Origin of the sequence: Thauera sp. SWB20 (assembly GCF_000831325.1) — a bacterium.
In the GTDB taxonomy this organism is placed as follows: domain Bacteria; phylum Pseudomonadota; class Gammaproteobacteria; order Burkholderiales; family Rhodocyclaceae; genus Thauera; species Thauera aminoaromatica.
Window position 1 is genome coordinate 166,390 of record NZ_JTDM01000016.1, and the last position, 18,112, is coordinate 184,501.

Consider the following 18,112-nt stretch of genomic DNA (forward strand, 5'->3'; position numbering starts at 1 on the left):
TTCTCCCGCGCGCAACGTTTGCGAAGGCAGGTTGGAGCGCTCAGGCGGGCTGCACCCAGATATGGCGCGACACCGCGTGCTCGATCGCGAGCTCGACGTGCTCGCACAATAGCACCGTCATCGGTTGCTGTTGCAGCACCTTCACCGCGTGCGCGGCGGAGAGCCCGTAGGCGTGGAGCTGCTCACGCTGCAGCGGATCGATCTCGTCGTCGAAGTCGTCGATGCGCACCATGCGCCCGACCGGGGTGCCGATCAGGCGGATGCGCTCGTGGGGCAGGGGTTTGGAGGGGGCGGCGTTCATGGCGCGGATTCCTCAGAAGATCAGGCGCAGGCCGTGGTTGAGCAGGCCGCCGATCAGGAAGGCGGTGGGGATGATCATCGCCAGCATCAGCGCGGCGACCTTCATCCCCTGCTCCTTGATGATCATCATCAGGCTGGCGATGCAGGGCACGAAGAGCGTGATCGTGACCATGCCCACCACGGCCTGGATCATCGACAGCTCGCTCTGCAGCGCGAACAGGCCGCTGGCGCCGAAGTCGCGGCGCAGGAAGCCCATCACGAAGGCGGCGCTCGCCTCCGGCGGCAGGCCGAGCCAGCCCACCACCAGCGGCTCGCCGGCCTCGATGATCCACGGCAGCGCGCCGCTGCGGTCGAGCCCGAACATGATCAGGGTGCCGATCAGGAACAGCGGGATCACCTCGATCAGATACCACTTCAGCCTTCCGCCGGTCTTCTTGAGCACGTTGCCGAGCACCGGCATGCGCATCGGCGGCAGCTCGGTGACGAGCGGCACGCGGCGGCCGGGCACGACCTTGCTCGCCAGCCAGCCGGTGAACAGCAGCACGCCGACGATCGCCAGCACCCAGATCAGCGTGGCGCCGAAGGAGATGCCGCCGAGCAGGCCGAGCACCACGCCGAGTTGCGCAGAGCACGGGATCGCCAGCGCCATCAGGTAGATGGTGATCAGGCGCTCGCGCGGGGTGTGCAGGATGCGGGTGGTGAGCGTGGCCATGGTCACGCAGCCCAGGCCGAGCACCATCGGCAGCACCGCGCGGCCGTTGAGGCCGATGGCGGCGAACATGCGGTTGGCGATCACCGACAGGCGCGAGAAGTAGCCCGAATCCTCGAGCACGCCGAAGGCGAGGAAGAAGGTGGTGACGATGGGCAGGATCAGCGCGAGCGCGTAGGTCATGCCCATGGTCCACAGGCCGTATTCGCCCACGATCAGGTCGGCCAGCCAGGGCGTGGAGATGTGGCTCGTGACGAACTCGGTGACCGCGGGGTTGAGGACCTCGCCGAAGAAGTCTTCTTCCAGCAGTCCGACCAGGGTGCTGGCGCCGAAGTCGCCGACGAACAGATACACCAGATACAGCACGCCGAGCAGCATCGGCCAGCCCCACAGCCGGTGCACCGCGATGCGGCCGAGCAGCATCGACAGCGTGCGGTCCTTGCCGGCAGCCTGCTGCGTGACGGTGCGCGCGAGCGCCTCGGCGGCGCCGCCGCGCTCGCGCGCGAGCCGCGCCGGGAGCGAGTCGCGGCCGATGGGCGCGGTGAGCTCGGCGAGCGCGGCGCGCACGGTCTCGCTGTTCGCTTGCGCCGCGAGCCAGGCCTCGACCTCGGGGTCGCGGCCGATGGCGAGGATGGCCAGCCCGCGTGCGGCCAGGCGCGGATGCGGGCATTGCGCGAGGATGAGCTGCTCGACGCGGGCGATGTCGCGCTCGAGCACCGGGTCGTAGCGCAGCAGCGGCGCGGGTACCGCGGCGCGCGCCAGGGCGTCGGTGAGTGCTGCGACGCCCTCGCCGCCGGTGGCGACGGTCGCCACCACCGGCACGCCGAGCGCCGCGGCGAGCGCGCTGCTGTCCACCGTGACCCCGCGCGCCTTGGCCTCGTCGGTCATGTTGAGCGCCATCACCATCGGCACCCCGAGTTCGGCCAGCAGCGCGGTGAGGTTGAGCGTGCGGCGCAGGTTCTTGGCGTCGCCGACCTGGATCAGCGTGCGCATGTCCTCATGGAGCAGCGCGCGCATGGTGGCGCGCTCGTCGTCGCTGCGCGATGGCAGGGCGAGCACGCCCGGGGTGTCGAGCAGCGAGGCCTCGCGGTCGAAGCGCGGCGTGGCGCGCGAGACCTCTACCGTGGTGCCGGGGTAATTGGACACCGTGACGTAGGTGCCGGTGAGGCGGTGGAACAGCACCGACTTGCCGACGTTGGGGTGGCCGACGAGGGCCAGGGTGCGCAGCGCGGCGGCAGCGGCGGAGGAGGGCGAAGTGGCGCAGTCCATGAACTCGGGTGTCCGGAGGGCGGAGTAAGCCTAGAACGATAATGGGTCGCATTATGACTTTTACTGATCTAGCTCAAAGGTCGTGCGCCCGGCGTGTATTCGATGCGGTCCGGACCGCAGGACAGAGAGGCTTGACAGTGATTCGGATTTTAACGATATTGCGAATCATTCGCAAAGACGATATTCAACCGACCCTGTCTCGACTTCGAGGCTGTCCTGCTGGCGCTCTTCGTGCGTCGGCGCAGCAAGAATCCCTGAATGAAGGAGAACCGATTGTCCCGATACACCGGCCCCCGCCTGAAAGTGATGCGTGCCCTCGGCGCCGAGCTGCCCGGCCTGTCGCGCAAGCCGCTGGGTGAGCGCAACCATCCCCCTGGCCAGCACGGCCGGCGCCCGAGGCGCAAGTCCGGCTTCGGCGTGCAGCTGATCGAGAAGCAGAAGCTGCGCTTCAACTATGGTCTCGGCGAGAAGCAGATCCAGCGCCTGTTCCGCGAGGCCAAGCGCGACCGCGGCCCGACCGGCGACAAGCTGCTGGAATTGCTCGAGCGTCGCCTCGACAACTTCGTGTTCCGCGCCGGCTTCGCGCCCACCGCGGTGGCGGCGCGGCAGCTCGTGCGCCACAAGCACGTACTGCTCAACGGACGGGCGGTGAACATCCCCTCCATCCGCATCCGGCCGGGCGACCGCATCCAGCTTGGCGAGCGTGCGCGGCGCATCCCGGTGGTGATCGAGGCGCTCGCCGAGCCTGCGCTGACCCGCCCCGAATGGCTCATCTTCGACGAGGCGGCGTTCGTGGCGACGATGACGCGCACCCCGTCGCCCGACGAGGTGCCCTTCCCGGTCGACGTCCAGCAGGTCGTCGAGTACTACGCGGTGCGGCTGTGAGCGCGCATTCATCCGCCAGCCGGCGAAGGGTTGCCGCGAACGCGGGGCCGGAGTACGACAACCATCCCGAGCTCGCGCTGGCGGCGGTGCTGCAGCTGCTGTCGCGCTTCCCGGCGCGGCGCTCGCCCGCGCTGGCGCAGGCGATCGCCGGTCACTTCCGGGTGATCGGCAGCGATCAGCGCCTTTCCGCTTGTGTGCGCGACTGCGCCGCCCGGCTGGTGGCGGAGTGGGAGGCCTATGCAGTGCTGGGCGATGGCGGCGACGATCCGCGGGCACTGCACTGAGCAGTCCGGTTCGATGGTGTCCGTCCTTTCCATTCCACGAGGAGAAGTCCATGAGCAAGAAATGCTGCAGGAAGGACAAGCCCTGCAAGGGATGTCCGCGGCGCGCAAAGTAAGCCGGAATCCCGCGCGCTGTTGATGATTATCAAATGGTAATGATTGTTGTTGCGGTTAATATTTTTCAACCCATCCCCAGGCCCGGCGACCGCGATCATCGGCTGCATTGAGGCGGGGGCCGAATATTCCGGGAAGCTCGATCGCGATGCGGTGCTCGAACATGGCCGCACCGCCCTTTCCGTGTCTGGCCAGGTGCTCGAGCAAGAAGCCCCTCCCGGCGCATGCGGGCACGTCCGAGGCACGAGTGTCGGGCGTCCCTGCCGCATCGACGGCGTGGGTCTTGTCCAGCGATCACCTCGTAGCCCCGGTCGTTCGGAGTTGCGCATCCCTTTTCGGGCCGCTCGTGTGGGCGGCCCGTCTTTGTCCACCTCTCCCTGCAAAGGAATCGTCATGTCTCAACCCTGAATCCGTGTTCGTTTAGCCGGAAATCCAGCCTAACGCATTGATGTAATTGTACAATTACGCATCCGACTCATTCACCCAACCGACCATGCCGCGCTTCGAAGTCAAGCAATCCGCCAAGCTCAACCTGACCTCGTACTCGGGCCTGGCGCTGATCGGGCAGTGCTGCCAGGCGGCACAGGTTCAGGCGGTGATCGACCCGAGGCTGCCAGTGTCGCAGGGCATGCTGAGCTCGGATCTGGTCAAGTCGGTGGTCGGGCTGCTGAGCCTGGGCAAAAGCGACTTCGAGGCGATCGAGCCGTTTCGCGGCGACCGCTTCTTCAAGGAAGCGCTCGGGCTCGCCAAGGTGCCCGGCAGCGTGTGGATGCGCCAACGGCTCGATGCCCGCGCGGCCGAGCTGCGCGAGCTGACCGACGAGCTGAGCCTGCGCCTGCTCGAGCGCACCGAGGCGCCGATCACGGCGCACAAGGGCTACGTCTGCGCCGATCTGGACACCTTCGTGATGGACAACTCCGACACCAAGAAGGAGGCGGTCAGCCGCACTTACCAGGGCGTCGATGGCTACACGCCGATCGCGCTGTACCTGGGCAACGAGGGCTGGAACCTCGGCCTAGAGCTGCGCGCGGGGTCGCACCACTCGGCGCTGGAGACCGAGTATTTCTTCGAGCGCGCGTTCCCGCGCCTGCGCCGGGTGTGTGCGGCCGATGCGAAGCTGCTGTGGCGGGCCGACAGCGGCTTCGACAGCGCCCGGCTGCTGTTCGCGCTGGCCGACGAGCGCGATCGCTGGGCAGCGCTGGGGCGTTCGTTCGACTACCTCACCAAGTGGAATCCGCGCCGTCAGGACAAGACCGCCTGGGTGGACCGGGCCGAGGCCGCCGGCGTCTTCGAGGAAGTGCGCGCGGGCAAGCGGGTGGGGCTGCTGGACCTGAAGATCGACCGTGCCTGGAAGAAGGCCAAGCGCACGCTGCGTCTGGTGGTGCGGGTGACCGAGCGCACGATCGACAAGAAGGGCCAGCACCTGCTGACCCCCGAGATCGAGATCGAAGGCTGGTGGACCAGCCTCGAAGTGGCGATGGCCGACGTGATCGAGCTCTACAAGCACCACGGCACGCACGAGCAGTTCCACTCCGAGATCAAGACCGACCTGGACCTCGAGCGCCTGCCCTCGGGCAAGTTCGACACCAACGACGCGGTCATGCATCTGGCCGCGTTCGCCTACAACTGCCTGCGCCTGATCGGCCAACTCGGGCTGACCGGCGAGCTCTCGCCGATCCGTCACCCGGCCAAGCGCCGACGCATCAAGACAGTGCTGCAGGAGGTGATGTACCGTGCGGCGAAGTTCGTCGAACACGCCCGCCGCCTGGTGCTGGACTTCGGACGCGGCGTCGCCGCGCATGTGAAGGTGTTCACCACGGTGCAGGCGCGACTGTGCGCGGTGGCTTCGCCGTGATGCAAATCCGACGGCCGAATTCTCCGAATCGAGGCCATTTCGCTGCGGCGGAAGGGCGACGGCCGCGCGGGAGAAGGGAAATGACATAGCGCACCCGCCGGAAGCCCGGCTCGCCGGCGCTCCGGGCCATGAAAGGACGGCGCTCGGGGCTGCGGTGAGCTGAGATTGGGAGTCAGGCAGCAGAAGAATCATGCGCTGGGGCTCGCGGAGCGGGTATGCGCTGTAGAGAACACGGATTCAGGTCAACGCAAGTCCGGGCTGCGCCCGATCGTGCTGGCCTCGCTGTTCGCCTTGTGTTCCCCTCCGGCTCTCGCCGAACGCCCGATGGCGGTCGATGATGCCGGCACGCTCGAGCGCGGCGGCGCCAAGCTCGAGTTCGGCTGGAGCCGCGACGACGCGGTGCGCGGCTACGAGGGCGCGGCCGGTTTCGGTCCGATCGACAATGTCGAAGTGGAGGTGGGCTATGGCCGCGGGAAGGATCGTGACGCCGATCCAGACGCGAAGATCCGCGCCGTCGGCGCGGCGGTCAAATGGGTGCCATTGCAGTCCGAGCGCGGGCTTTCGGCTGGCCTGAAATACGAGTATGGGCGCGAGCGCGTCAGCGGCGAGGACTCCTCGCGTGTCGACGCGCTCGCCGGCCTGGCGACCTGGGCGTTCGAGCAGGGCCCGCGGGTGCATGTGAACCTCGGCCGCGAGTGGGCGCGCGACGACGAGGACCTCGACTTCTGGGGCATCGGCCTCGACGTGCCGCTCGGCGAGCAGCTCGACTTCGTCGTCGAGACCTTCGGTGCGGAGCATTCCGGCCCGGATCGCCAGGTCGGTCTGCGCTACACGATCGCCGAGGGCGTGAAGATCTCTGGCGCGGTCGGTCGCGGCAACGATCGCAACATCGCCAACGTGGGCGTGGCCTGGGAGTTCTGAGCGTCCCATCCCCCGCCCGCGGTGGAATGGGTTCGCAAAGAAAATACCAACTTGTAGCGCGTTTTCTCGAGAGCCGCGGGTCGTCGTGGCGGTCGTTTCCCGTAAGCGGGAAACGCGTCGGGGCGAATTCTCCGCTCCATGTCGCGACGCGCGTCGCTCCTGCAGAAAACCCCCGCTTCGGAGCTTCCTGTAGGAGCGACGCGAGTCGCGATACGGCGATCCAGGCGGGTGGCGGGGTTCAGGCTCCGACCAGCGTCCAGTGGTTGTCCGGCGCGATCTCCACCGGCCAGCGCAGCAGCATCGGATCGTGCTGCGGGTGCCAGAAGCCGAGGCCGCGCGGTGAGCCGATCAGGCTGGCGTGGGTACCGTCGAGCGGGAGTTCGGCCAGCGCGCCCGCCTTGTTCAGCTCGGCGATGATCTCCAGGCGCGCGGGGGCCGCCGGATGCCAGCGCGCTACCCGATGGCTGCGCTCGGCGGAGAGGTAGAAGCCGCCGTCCATGCCGGTGGCGATGTCGCCGCAGTAGCCCGCGCCGACGGTCTCGCGGCTGGGGATTGCCAGGCTGTCGCCATTCCACACCGCGAGGATGGGGGCGGCGGCGCGCTCGGCAGGGTCGTCGTGCTCGGCCTGCAGTGCGATACCTACCAGCGCAGGGCCGCCCGCTGCCGGCGCGGAGCCGAGGGCGAGGTGGCGCAGGCTCAGGCGCTTGTCCTTCAGCCACCACTGGCCCAGGCGCTCGCCGCTGCGCGGATCGAGCCGCACCAGCGAGGAGTCCATGCGCTCGAGGTCGCGCTTGCGGTCGCCCGCGGCGCGCAGGATGCCGCCGTTGGCGACCACCAGCTTGCCCTCGGCGTCGAACAGCAGCTCGTGCGGCTCGATCCCGCGGGTGGAGAACTCCGCCTCCTTGCGCAGGCTGTCGCGCCGGCGCACGGCGATCCAGCCCTGGGTGGAGCCGGTCTCGGATTCGGTGGTGTACAGCCACTCGCCCGCGGGGTCGAAGGCCGCGTGACCATTGAGCGTACGCCCGCCCTTCTCGTCCTCGAGGACCTGGCGGGCGAGCACTTCGCCGTCGGCGGCGCAGCGCATCAGCCAGGGGCCGGGACGGTTGGCGCACACCAGGAAACCGCCGTCGCGGTCGGGCAGCAGGCCGTGGACCCGATCGGGAACCGCGACCGCGGTCTCGATGCGGGCGAGGCCTTGCTGCCAGTCGGTGGCCAGGATGCCGACGTAGTCGGTACTGCCCTCCGCCTTCGCGCCGCGCGAGGCGCCGTCGCGGCCAAGGTCGTGCAGGCTGCGCCAGGCGGCGATCAGGCGGATTGCGGGGAGTTCGCCGGGCGTGGTGGCGGCGAACAGGGTGCGGGGCAGCAGGGCGAGCGAGAGGCCGCCGCCCAGTGTGCGCAGGAAGTCGCGTTTGTTCATCGGGATGTTCCAGTGGAAGCGACGGGCCCGCAGGGGCCCGCCGATCGATAGGCTCGGATCAGAACTTGTATTCGCCGGTCAGGATGATCGCGCGGCCGCTGCCGGGGATGGCGAAGCCGCCCTGGTCATACACCGCGTCGTAGTACACCCGGTCGAAGATGTTCTTGACGTTGAGGCGCGCGGCCCAGCTCTTCTGCTCGTAGGCCAGCATCGCGTCCCAGCGCGCGTAGCCGGGTGCCGTGTTGGGCGAGAACTTGCCGTTGACGAAGTTGCTGTTTGCGTTGGCAGCCGTCGGCACGTAGGCGTAGCGGTCGCTCTTGGCCTCGACGCCGCCGCCGATCTTCCAGCCGCCGCCGAGCGCGTAGGTCGACCACAGGTTGAAGGTGAGCGTGGGCGTGTTGCGCGGGCGCTGGCCTTCGAGGCGGGCGTCTGCGCCCGGGGCGACTTCGAGGATCTCGGCGTCCATCAGCGAGAAGCCGCTGAAGACCTCCCATTTCGGGGTGACGCGACCGGCGACCTCGAGCTCCAGACCGTCGGTGCGGCGCTTCTTCGTGAGGATTGCGGCGGTGGACTCGAGGTCGGTGTTGCGCTCCCACTCCTTGTCGGCGCGGTACAACGCGGCGCGCAGGGCGAGGTCGCCCTCCATCAGCATCCACTTGGCGCCGAGTTCGGTGACCTTGCTGCGCTCGGCCGGGTAGCTGCCGCCGGAGAGCTGGTAGAGGTCGGCGGTCGGACTGAAGGAGTCGCTGTAGCTGATGTAGTAGTGGGTGTATGCGTTCGGGTGCCAGGACAGGCCGGTGCGCAGGCTGGTCTCGCTGAAGTCGAGCTGCGGCGAGTTGAGGCTGGAATACTCGGCGTCGAGCGAGTCATGCCTTGCACCCAGGGTCAGCTTCCAGTTCGGCACGAACTCGATCGTGTCCTGGGCGTAGAAGGCGAGCGTGTCGCCCTGGTAGGTGATCGCCGGCGCCGAGGTGAAGGCGCCCGGACGATAGAAGCGGCCTGCACCGGGATCCAGATCCCGCAGCCCCCAGCGGCTCGAGTCTTCCTTCAGGTACTCGACGCCGGCGAGCAGCTCGTGCTTCATGCCGAGGAGCTCCGCACGTGCGGTGAGGTCGGACTGCAGGGTCAGGTTCTCGGTGTCGGTCTGGCGCACCTTCGGGCTGCCGGTGCTGCCATCGAAGCTCGGCGGGTTGATGCGCTCGGGTGCCTGCGCCCAGTACACTCGCTCGTAGCTCGCATGGCGCAGCTGGGTGCGGATCTCGGCCTGCGAGGACAGCTTGTACTGGTGCACCAGCGAAGTCATCGAGGTGTCGCTGTCGTCGAAGGTGTTGTTCGTGCCCCAGAAGGTGTCGGCGGAGAAGTTCTTCGTCGGGCGCTTGGTCGCCGGATCGAAGGAGATGCCGTAGTCCGGGTTGTCGCGCGTCTTCAGGTAGTAATGGTTGAAGGTGAACTCGTTGTCGGTGTACAGGCCGGTGACCAGGCTCAGGCCGGCGCCCTCGCGGTGGATCTCCGGTTCGGCGCCATCGGCCGGGTTGCTGCGCCAGCTCCCCTCGTCGCGCTTCATCGCGTTCAGACGCACGGCGGTGGTGTCGCCGAGCTCCTTGTTGAAGTCGCCAGTCACTTCCCGATAGTCGTCGATGCCGACGCTGCCGGTGATCCTGCCGCGGTTGCCGAGCAGCGGCGTCTTGGTGACCTGGTTGATGACGCCGCCGGCCTGGCCGCGGCCGAACAGCATCGCGGCCGAGCCGCGCAGCACGTCGATCTGTTCGAGGTTGAAGGTCTCGCGGTTGTATTGCGCGGTGTCGCGGATGCCATCGAGGTACATGTCGCCGAAGGTGTAGAAGCCGCGCAGGTTCATGTTGTCGCCCGAGCGGCCGCCCTCGGCGGCGTTGAACGACAGGCCGGAGACGTTGCGCAGCGCCTCCTTGAGGCTGCCGACCTGCTGCTCTTCCATCAGGGTGTTGGTGACCGTGGTGACCGCCTGGGGGATGTCGTGCGGGTCCTGCAGGACCTTGCCGACACGGGTGGCGGTGGCGCGGTGGCCGTCGTGGGGGGCTTCCTCGGCAGCGTTGACGGTGACCGTCGGGAGCGTCTTGGCCGAGGACGGGGTGGATTGCGCCTGCGCGCCCGCCGACAGGACGGCGAGCATGATCGCGCTCAGGGGTAGCAGCGGGCGGGCGGGGGCGTGCGCGGACTGCGCCGCGCCGGAACGAACGGCAGCTTTCATCGTGACTCTCTAGGGTTGGATCGGGAAGTCGGTGCTGGCTGGCTTCCCGATCGACGGAGTGACGATGACCGTTTCAGGTGGCTGGCTGGGCGAGACGTTGAGAATTATGTAAAAAACGAGAATCGTTCGCAACAAATTTCAGTGAGTCGAGATGGATCCCGGCTCGTGGTCGTGTTGTTCTCGCTCCGCCAGGCGGCTTGCGGCCCGCGGTGCGCGTGCCGGCTGCGGCTCAGTTGCCCGCCTGCCCCGCGCTCCACCCGCCCCCGAGCGCCTTGTACAGATTCACTGCAGCGGTGAGTCGGGCCAGGCGCGTGAGGGCGAGTTGGTCCTGCGACGCGAACAGGGTGCGCTGGGCGAGGAGTACCGTGAGCAGGCCGTCCGCGCCTTCGCGGTAACGCAGTTCGGCCAGGCGCAGGCTGCGCTCGGCTTCGGCGAGGATCTCGCGCTCGGCGGCCTCCTGGTTGGTGTCGCGGACGCCGTTGGCGAGGGCGTCCTCGACTTCCTTGAGGGCGGCGAGGATCGCGCGGCGGTGGGATTCGACCAGCTCGCGCTGGCGCGAGCGCTGGATGTCGACGTCCGCGCGCAGGCGGCCGCCGTCGAAGATCTTCTGCAGCACGCTGGCCGAGATCGACAGCGTGCGTGTGGTGTCGGCCAGCGCCAGCAGCGCGGCGCTGCCCACGCCCGCACCGGCCGACAGGCTGATCCCGGGCAGCAGCGCGGCGCGCGCGGCGGCGATGTTGGCGGCCGCGGCGACGAGCCGGGCTTCGCTGGCGGCGAGGTCGGGGCGGCGCAGCAGCAGCTCGGACGGCAAGCCGGCGCCGACCGCGGGCACCTTCAGGGCCCCCAGGCGCTCGATGCCGCCAGCGCCGTCGGGGGTGGGTCCGGCCTGCGGGTTGCGGCCAAGCAGGATTGCGAGCGCGCTGCGCGTCTGGCGCAGTTGCACCTCGAGCGGCTCGATGGCCTTGCGCTGGTTGAGCACCGTGGTGCGCTGCTGACTCAGATCGAGCGCCGAGGCCGCACCGTTGTCGTAGCGCGCCTGCACCACGCGCAGCACGCGCTCGGCGGTGGCGAGGTTCCGGCGCGCGATGTCCAGGCGCTCCTGCAGCGCCAGGACCTGGAACCAGGTGGTGGCGACGCTGGCGCTGATCGACAGGCGGGCCGCGTCATAGTCGAAGCGGGTGGCCATGAGACCGGCGCGGCTGGCGTCGACACCGGCGGCGATCCGGCCCCAGAGGTCGATCTCGTAGCTGGCGCCGAGGTCGATGCCGGTCGAGCTGGATTCATTGCTGTCGACATTGCGCGCGCTGCTCCCGCCGCTCACGTCAAGTGACGGCAATAGCGACGCCCCGGCCTGGCGCAGCGCAAGCTCGGCCTGGACCACGCGTTCGGCCTGGATGCGCAGGTCGGGGGTGGTGGCCAGCGCTTCGGTGACGAAGGCATCGAGCCGGGCCGAGCCGAAGTCCTGCCACCAGGTGTCATGCGGCGGTGTGGCGGGTTCTGCCGCCCGGGCGGGTTCCGCCCACTGCGCCGGCAGCGCTTGCTCGGGACGCAGGACGGGCTCGGTGAGCGCGCAGCCGGCGGTCAGGGCGGCGAGCAGGGCAGGGAGCAGACGGGTGCGCAGGGGGAAACCGGATGGATGTGTCATTCGGAGGCGAGGGCGACGACGGGGTCGAGTCGGGCAGCCTTGCGCGCGGGCAGGTAGCCGAACACCAGCCCGGTGAGGAAGGCACAACTGAAGGCGAGCACGACCGGCGTCAGCGAGTACTGCACCGCGGTGCCGAAGGCCTCGATGATCGCGGCGGCGCCGAGCCCGGCCGCGACCCCGATCAGCCCGCCCACCGCCGACACCACCAGGGCCTCGATGAGGAACTGCTGCAGGATGTTGCGGGTGCGTGCACCGGTGGCCATGCGGATGCCGATCTCGCGGGTGCGCTCGGTCACCGACACCAGCATGATGTTCATCACGCCGATGCCGCCCACCAGCAGCGAGATTGCCGCCACCGTGCCGAGCAGCACGGTGAGCGTGTTCTGCGTCTCCGACACGGTATCGATCACCGAGGCCATGTTGCGGATCTGGAAGTCCTCCACGCCGTGGCGGGCGAGCAGCAGCGCGCTTACCGCGGCCTGGGTGTCGTCGATCTGCCCGACGTCCTCGACCGCCACGGTCACGTTGCGCAGGAATCGCTGGCCGGTGATGCGCAGGCTCGCCGTGGTGTAGGGCATGAAGACGATGTCGTCCTGATCCTGCCCCCAGGGCGTGGCGCCCTTGGGCGTCATCACGCCCATGACCTGGAAGGGGATGTTGTTGACCAGGATGAACTCGCCCACCGCGTCGCGCCCGGGGAACAGGGCGCGCGCCACCGTCTGGCCGAGCACGGCGACCGTGGCGTAGCGCGCCTCGTCCTCCGCGCTGAAGAAGGTGCCGCTCGCCGGTGCCCAGTTGCGCGCCACGACGTAGTCGGCCGAGGTGCCGTTGACGCTGCTGCGGTGGTCGATGTTGCCGGCGCGCAGGGTGATGGTGGCGCCCTGCTCGGGCACCGAGGCGAGCACGTTGGGCAGCTCGGCGATCGCCTGCACGTCCTCGATCACCAGGGTGGCGGGGGCGTCGCGTCCGCGCGTGTTGGGTGCGCCGGGGCGCACGGTGAGCAGGTTCGTGCCCATCGCGCTGACCTGGTCGATCACCTTCTGCTTGGCGCCGTCGCCGATCGCCAGCATGGCGATCACCGAGGCGACGCCGATGACGATGCCGAGCAGGGTCAGGACGGTGCGGAAGAGGTTGGCGCGCAGCGCGCGCAGCGCGGTGCGGGTGGCCTCCACCACGTCCGACAGCGGCGAGGTGCGATCGATGTGGGGGGCGAAGTCGGGCTCCGGCTCCTGCGGCGGGTGCGGCCCGGGGTCGGCGACGATGCGGCCGTCGCGGATCTCGATGATGCGCTGCGCCTGCTCGGCGATCTCGCGCTCGTGGGTGATGAGCACGATGGAGTGGCCGGCGGCGGAGAGCTCGGCGAGCAGCTTCATGACCTCGGCGCCGCTTCGGCTGTCGAGCGCGCCGGTGGGCTCGTCGGCGAAGATGATGCGGCCACCGTTCATCAGCGCGCGCGCGATCGACACGCGCTGCTGCTGGCCGCCGGAGAGCTGGCCGGGGCGATGGTGGATGCGCTCGCCGAGCCCGAGGCGCGCCAGCAACGCCTCGGCACGGGCATGGCGTTCCTCGCGTGGCATGCCGGAATACACCGCCGGCACCTCGACATTGTCGCGCGCGGAGGCGCCGCCGAGCAGGTTGTAGCTCTGGAAGACGAAGCCGAAGGCCTCGCGGCGCAGGCGCGCGAGCGCGTCGCGGTCCAGCGCCGCGACGTCCGTGCCCATGAAGCGGTAGGTGCCGCCGGTGGGGCGATCGAGGCAGCCGAGGATGTTCATCAGCGTGGATTTGCCCGAACCCGAGGTGCCCATGATGGCGACGAACTCGCCAGGGTGGATGGTGAGGTCGATGCCGTGCAGCACGCGGGTCTCGACCTCGCCATTGACGAAGCTGCGCGTGATGCCCGAGAGCTCGATCAGCGGTGTTGCGGTCGTGGGCGGGGCGGCGGGCCGCGTGGCCGCTGCGCGCGCGCTGGCGGACGAGGTCGCGTCCTCGTCGGGAAGGCGTTCGATCTTCATAGCCGCGGCGTCATCTGCGGGCGACCGGCGCCGTTTCCGACCACCAGCCCGGAGACGACGCGTTCGCCCTCGGCCAGCCCGGACAGCACCTGTGCCTGCACGCGGTTGGAGACGCCGAGCTCGACCTTGCGTTCTTCCAGCGCGCCGCGTGCATCGGCGACCCGCACCGTACCCTGGCGCGGTCCGGCGCCGGAGGTGCCCGACGCTGCGCCGCGCCCCTGGCTCATCATGCCGCGCCCCGAGCCCATGCCATTGCCTGCGGGCGCCCCGGCGCCGGGCGGGGCTGCGGGGGCGGGGCCGGCCCCTGCCTGGGGCGGGCGCGCCTGGCCCTGGGCGAGTGCGGCCATCGGGATCAGCAGCGCATCCTTGGCCTGCGCGACCACGAAGAAGACCTGTGCGGTCATCTGCGTCATCAGCCGGCCGTCGGGATTGAGGACGTCGAAGAGCGCGTTGTAGAGCACCACGTTGTTGGTCACCGTGGGCGTGGGCTCGACCTTCTCGAGCTTGCCCTGCCAACGCTTGCCGCTTCCGCCCAGGGTGGTGAAGTAGGCTTCCATGCCCAGCTTCAGGCGGCCGATGTCGGCCTCCGATACCTGGGTCTGCACGGTCATCGTGGACAGGTCGGCGATGCGCATCACCACCGGTGCCTGCTGGTTGGTGTTGAGCGTCTGGCCCTGGCGCGCAGTGATCGACACCACGGTGCCGGCCATCGGCGACAGGATGCGGGCGTATTGCAGGTTGGCCTCGTCGGCGCGCAGGGTCGATTCGATCTGCTCGATCTGCGCGCGCAGCGCCTCGAGCTGAGCCTCCGCCGACATCGCCGAGGCTTCGGCGGTCTGCAGGCTCTCCTTGGTGGTGGCGTCCTCGGCCATCAGCGCGCGCTGGCGGCGCTGCTGGATCTGCGCAAGGGCGAGCTGGGCCTCGCGGTCCTTCAGCTGCGCACGCAGGTTCTTCAACTGGGCGCGCGAGGCGTCGACGCGGGCGCGATAGACCGTGGGGTCGATCTCCGCGAGCAGCTGGCCGGCCTCGACCGTGTCGCCGACCTCGACGTGGATCTTGCGCAACTGACCGGAGACCTGCGCGCCCACGTCCACATAGTCGCGCGGCTGCAGGGTGCCGGTGGCGGTAACGACGTCCTCGACGTCGCCGCGCTGCACGGTGGTGAACTGGTAGTTGGTGGTGGGGTCGCGCTCACCGATGAAGGCGCTGCGACCGTACCAGGCGCCGGCGAGCAGCAGCGGCACCAGGATCAGCAGGGCGCGGCGTCCCCAGCGCGGGCGGGCGGTTCGGTTGGAGGGCTTGTCTTCGTTCATTGGGCTCAGGGCTTGCCGGCGGACCGCCGGGCGCTGCATCGATTCGTGGGCAAGAGCATAGCGGCCCGCGAGACCTGCGCTTGTATCGGATTGAAGCCGCGTCGTTTACGGCTGGAGAGACCGCCCGTGGGACGCATCGTTCCGGCGCGCGACTCCAAAACGTTGACCGTAGTCAAGAAATAGCTTGTTTAGATAGAGTCTAATTAGCGCGTCGGAACATCCTGCTCCGGGCAGGGTGGGAAACCAAGAAGCGACAATTCGCCGAACTGGCAAGGAGAAGCATCATGATGAAGTTGAAGGCAACGAGCGTGGCGGTGGCATTGGTGGTGGCTGGCAGCGCCTGGGCGGCCGTGGCGGTGCGGGACGAACCGATCAAGCCGATCGAGCCGGCGAAGGTGGAGAACGCCGCCAAGGTCGAGCTCGGCAAGAAGTTGTGGTTCGAGCCGCGCCTGTCGATGTCGGGCATCATCTCCTGCAATACCTGCCACAACCTGTCGATGGGGGGCACCGACAACCTCAAGACCTCGATCGGCCACGGCTGGAAAGCCGGTCCGGTGAACTCGCCGACCGTCTATAACTCCAGCCTGGCGATCGCCCAGTTCTGGGACGGCCGTGCGGCCGACCTCAAGGAGCAGGCCGGCGGCCCGATCCAGGCCGGCGTCGAGATGAACATGCCGCACACCCTGGCGGTCGGCATCCTGCAGTCGATCCCGGGCTACGTCGAAGAGTTCGAGTCGGTGTACGGCAAGAACAAGATCGACATCGACATGATCACCGACTCGATCGCCGAGTTCGAGAAGACCCTGGTCACGCCCGATTCGCGCTTCGACAAGTGGCTCAGGGGCGACGACAAGGCGCTGTCCGAGAAAGAGCTCGCCGGCTACACCCTATTCAAGGAAAGCGGCTGCGTGGCCTGCCACAACGGTCCGGCGGCCGGCGGCACGTCATTCCAGCGCATGGGCGTGGTCGAGCCGTACAAGAGCAGCTCGCCCGCCGAAGGCCGCTCGGCGGTCACCGGTGCCGATGCCGACCGCTTCAACTTCAAGGTGCCGACCCTGCGCAACGTCGCGCTGACCTACCCGTACTTCCACGACGGCGAGGCGGCGACGCTCGAGCAGGCGGTGGATGCCATGGGGCGCCTGCAGCTCGGCCGCACCTACAGCAAGGATGAGATCGGACAGATCGTCGCCTTCCTGAAGACGCTGACCGGCGAACTGCCGCAGATCGCGATGCCGGTGCTGCCGCCGTCGAGCAACGCGACGCCGCGTCCCGATCCGTTCAAGTAATCCGAAAAGCCATCCGGCTTGTCGCAGGAATGCCGGGGCACGGACGCAGGTTCGTGCCCCGGTACTAGTTCTCATGGATTATTGACACGATCCGGGACCCGGTCCAGCATTCAGACAGGGTCCAATGCAAATCCGCACGGGGTGCGGATGCGCAACCAGAAGGTCGACTGCCATGATGAACACCTACGCATCCTCCGACGCCATCGCCTGCCTGCGCCAGGCCGGCATTCCGGTCACGCACCAGCGCATCGAGATTGCACGCGCCCTGTTTTCGGCGCCGGTGCATCTCTCGGCGGACCAGATCTGGGCGAAGGTGCTCGAGGCCTCGCCCGACGTCTCGCGCGCCACGGTGTACAACACCTTGCGGCTGTTCAGCGAGAAGAAGATGATCCGCGAGCTGTTCGTCGATCCCCAGCGCGTGGTGTACGACTCCACGACCGCGCCGCACCACCACCTCTACAACATCGACAGCGGCGAGGTGCGCGACATCTCGGACGACGAGTTGCGCGTGATCGGCCAGCCCCGCCTGCCCGCGGGCGTGGTGCTCGACGCAATCGACGTCATCGTCCGCGTGCGCAACCGCGCCGTCTGATCGCCTGCTCCCGGGAGCCGGGAGCGAGGGGGCCGCAATCGAAATAAGGGCGCCAGGGCGCGGAATCGCTCCGCATCCTGGCGCCTCCTTTCATTCCTTCCTCGACGTTCAGCGTTCCGGCACGGTCACAAAGCCCATCTTCTCGATGCCGGCGCTGCGCGCCTCGGCCATCACCTCCGCGATCACCTCGTAGCGCGTGTTGCGGTCGGCGCGCAGGTGAAGCTCCGGCTGGGGCTTTTGCGCCGCGGCGGCGCTCAGACGGGCGGGAAGGGCCACCTCGTCGACCGCCTCGTTGTTCCAGAACACGCGGCCGTCGCCGTCGATCGACAGTGCCACCGTCTCCGGCTTCTGTTCGGTCGGCGCGCTGGAGGCCTGCGGCAGGTCGATCTTGACCGAGTGGGTCAGCAGCGGCGCGGTGATCATGAACACGATCAGCAGCACCAGCATGACGTCGATCAGCGGCACCATGTTGATGTCGCTCTGCGGGGCGCGCGTCTCGCCCTGGCTGAATCCCCCGAAGGCCATCACGCCGCTCCGTGCGCGCCGGCCGGCGTGCCCGTGGCGACTTCGGCCGCGCGTGGCGCGGCGCCGGGCACTGCAGCGATGCGTGCGCCGGTGGCGAACCAGGCGTGCAGGTCGTGGGCGAAGGCGTCGAGTTCGGAGAGCTCGACGCGGTTGGCGCGCGTGATGCCGTTGTAGGCCAGCACCGCCGGGATGGCGACGAAGAGGCCGAAGGCGGTCATGATCAGCGCCTCGCCGACCGGGCCCGCCACCTTGTCCAGCGTCGCCATGCCCGAAACGCTGATGTTCACCAGCGCGTGGTAGATGCCCCACACCGTGCCGAAGAGGCCGACGAAGGGGGCGGTCGAGCCGATCGAGGCGAGCACGGTGAGGCCGGACTCGAGCGCCGCGGTCGACAGCGCGATCGACTTGCGCAGCGCGCGGGTGATGACCTCGTCGGTGTCGAGCTTGCCGCCGAGGGTGTTGCTGTGGGTGTGCCGGCGCACGTGCTGGGCGGCGGCGGCGCCCTGCTGGGCAAGCGCCTCGAAGGGCGACTCCGGGGCGCGCTCGGCGAGCACGCGCAGACCGGCGTCGAGGTCGGGGGCGGCCCAGAAGGCCTCTACGGCGCCGCTGTGGCTGCGCGCACGCAGCTGACGCAGGGAGCGGCTGAGGATCAGGTACCAGCTGGTGATCGACATCACCAGCAGGATCAGCGCCACCGCGCGGATGATGTTGTCGGATTGCGCCCACAGGTGGGCGAGGCCGAAGGCCTGCGAACTGTCCAT

The 18,112-nt window shown here is 68.7% G+C and carries 15 protein-coding genes; 6 read left to right on the forward strand and 9 right to left on the reverse strand.

Annotation, left to right across the window (positions count from 1 at the left end; genetic code table 11):
• Nucleotides 1-40: 40 nt before the first annotated feature.
• Together PO78_RS08215 and feoB are read right to left on the reverse strand one after the other, a co-directional pair.
• Nucleotides 41-301, reverse strand: a complete 261-nt coding sequence (locus PO78_RS08215) for a ferrous iron transport protein A (protein ID WP_004323587.1) — start codon at nt 299-301, stop codon at nt 41-43.
• A gap of 12 nt (nt 302-313) precedes the next feature.
• Nucleotides 314-2,278: a ferrous iron transport protein B gene (feoB, locus tag PO78_RS08220; protein ID WP_043743151.1), complete on the reverse strand. Its 1,965-nt coding sequence runs from the start codon at nt 2,276-2,278 to the stop codon at nt 314-316.
• 273 nt (nt 2,279-2,551) lie between these two features.
• On the opposite strand from feoB, the gene rpsD reads away from it, so the two are divergent.
• The 4 genes from rpsD (at nt 2,552) to PO78_RS08240 (ending at nt 6,334) form a co-directional block, all read left to right on the forward strand.
• On the forward strand, nt 2,552-3,163 hold the full coding sequence (rpsD, locus tag PO78_RS08225; RefSeq protein WP_043743154.1) for a 30S ribosomal protein S4: 612 nt from the start codon (nt 2,552-2,554) through the stop codon (nt 3,161-3,163).
• Nucleotides 3,160-3,447, forward strand: a complete 288-nt coding sequence (locus PO78_RS08230) for a hypothetical protein (RefSeq protein WP_043743156.1) — start codon at nt 3,160-3,162, stop codon at nt 3,445-3,447. The genes rpsD and PO78_RS08230 overlap by 4 nt, the downstream gene beginning before the upstream one ends.
• Before the next feature lie 604 nt (nt 3,448-4,051).
• Entirely contained in the window at nt 4,052-5,413 is a 1,362-nt protein-coding gene (locus PO78_RS08235) for an IS1380 family transposase (protein WP_043743158.1), read from the forward strand.
• A 324-nt stretch (nt 5,414-5,737) separates the two neighbouring features.
• A complete protein-coding gene (locus tag PO78_RS08240) occupies nt 5,738-6,334 on the forward strand; it encodes a hypothetical protein (RefSeq protein WP_197068750.1) in 597 nt (198 codons plus the stop codon).
• 238 nt (nt 6,335-6,572) lie between these two features.
• Here PO78_RS08240 and PO78_RS08245 read toward each other — a convergent pair whose 3' ends face one another.
• The 5 genes from PO78_RS08245 to PO78_RS08265 all read right to left on the reverse strand — a co-directional run bounded on the left by PO78_RS08245 (nt 6,573) and on the right by PO78_RS08265 (nt 14,948).
• The gene (locus PO78_RS08245) at nt 6,573-7,751 is read right to left on the reverse strand and encodes a DUF1513 domain-containing protein (protein ID WP_012586000.1); all 1,179 of its coding nucleotides are present in this window, start codon (nt 7,749-7,751) and stop codon (nt 6,573-6,575) included.
• 58 nt (nt 7,752-7,809) lie between these two features.
• Nucleotides 7,810-9,978, reverse strand: a complete 2,169-nt coding sequence (locus PO78_RS08250) for a TonB-dependent receptor (protein ID WP_043743161.1) — start codon at nt 9,976-9,978, stop codon at nt 7,810-7,812.
• Nucleotides 9,979-10,207: 229 nt separating this feature from the next.
• A complete protein-coding gene (locus PO78_RS08255; RefSeq protein WP_043743162.1) occupies nt 10,208-11,623 on the reverse strand; it encodes an efflux transporter outer membrane subunit in 1,416 nt (471 codons plus the stop codon).
• On the reverse strand, nt 11,620-13,635 hold the full coding sequence (locus PO78_RS08260; RefSeq protein WP_043743163.1) for a MacB family efflux pump subunit: 2,016 nt from the start codon (nt 13,633-13,635) through the stop codon (nt 11,620-11,622). The genes PO78_RS08255 and PO78_RS08260 overlap by 4 nt, the downstream gene beginning before the upstream one ends.
• Entirely contained in the window at nt 13,632-14,948 is a 1,317-nt protein-coding gene (locus tag PO78_RS08265; RefSeq protein ID WP_043743164.1) for an efflux RND transporter periplasmic adaptor subunit, read from the reverse strand. The genes PO78_RS08260 and PO78_RS08265 overlap by 4 nt, the downstream gene beginning before the upstream one ends.
• A 284-nt stretch (nt 14,949-15,232) precedes the next feature.
• On the opposite strand from PO78_RS08265, the gene PO78_RS08270 reads away from it, so the two are divergent.
• Together PO78_RS08270 and PO78_RS08275 are read left to right on the forward strand one after the other, a co-directional pair.
• The gene (locus PO78_RS08270) at nt 15,233-16,234 is read left to right on the forward strand and encodes a cytochrome-c peroxidase (RefSeq protein ID WP_082047710.1); all 1,002 of its coding nucleotides are present in this window, start codon (nt 15,233-15,235) and stop codon (nt 16,232-16,234) included.
• Between the two features lie 172 nt (nt 16,235-16,406).
• The gene (locus PO78_RS08275; protein WP_004326360.1) at nt 16,407-16,826 is read left to right on the forward strand and encodes a Fur family transcriptional regulator; all 420 of its coding nucleotides are present in this window, start codon (nt 16,407-16,409) and stop codon (nt 16,824-16,826) included.
• A gap of 108 nt (nt 16,827-16,934) precedes the next feature.
• Here PO78_RS08275 and PO78_RS08280 read toward each other — a convergent pair whose 3' ends face one another.
• Nucleotides 16,935-17,351: an ExbD/TolR family protein gene (locus tag PO78_RS08280; protein WP_004326359.1), complete on the reverse strand. Its 417-nt coding sequence runs from the start codon at nt 17,349-17,351 to the stop codon at nt 16,935-16,937.
• Entirely contained in the window at nt 17,351-18,112 is a 762-nt protein-coding gene (locus PO78_RS08285; protein WP_012585994.1) for a MotA/TolQ/ExbB proton channel family protein, read from the reverse strand. Before PO78_RS08285 ends, PO78_RS08280 begins: the two co-directional genes overlap by 1 nt.